The organism is Paenibacillus paludis, assembly GCF_042610515.1.
Taxonomy (GTDB): Bacteria; Bacillota; Bacilli; order Paenibacillales; family Paenibacillaceae; genus Paenibacillus_AQ.
Genome location: NZ_JBGJZP010000058.1, coordinates 1 through 630, shown reverse-complemented (window position 1 = coordinate 630; position 630 = coordinate 1). Strand labels below are relative to the sequence as shown.

Annotated in this window: 1 protein-coding gene; it reads left to right on the top strand. The window is 54.9% G+C overall.

From position 1 onward, the window contains the following. Positions 1–41 precede the first annotated feature (41 nt). The coding region (locus ACAN56_RS35410; RefSeq protein WP_379148793.1) for a condensation domain-containing protein at positions 42–630 on the top strand (589 nt) is incomplete at its 3' end.

Sequence of the window (630 nt, the reverse complement as noted above, 5' to 3'; positions counted from 1 at the left end):
GGCAGGCGAAGCGGTACGGTTGTACCGTCAAGGAGCTGTGCTTGAGCGCGCACGTGTATTTGCTGGGCATCCTGACGACGGAGGAAGAGATTGTCACGGGCGTGGTCAGCCACGACCGGCCGGCCATCGAAGATGCAGACAAAGTATTAGGCTGCTTCCTCAATACGGTGCCGATCCGCATGGGGCTAGCGCGCGAAGTGTCCAAGCGGGAACTGGTGAACCGTACAAAACGGCAGCTTGGGCAAATGAAGGCGCATGAACTGTTTCTGGCCGACATTGCCCAGGCAATTGGTGAAGTGTCGAGCCCGTCCGTCAACCCGATCTTCGATACGCTGTTTAACTATACGGATTTCCATGTGCTGGAGGAGATGGGGCCGGGGCAAGAGTTGGCATCGGAGATGGCGGCGCTGAGCTTGGAAGCAAACGAAATGACGAATACGTGGTTTGATCTGGAAGTATCGCAATACTTTAACAGGCTGAACATGCAGATCAAATATGCGCCAGCTTATTTTGAGGATCAGGAGATCGAAACGGCGTTCGTTTGGTACGAACGAATCCTTGAGGCCCTATGTGACGAGGAGACCGATATCTTGTCGGTAGAGCGCCTGATGGCGACTGCGGAACGGCAAG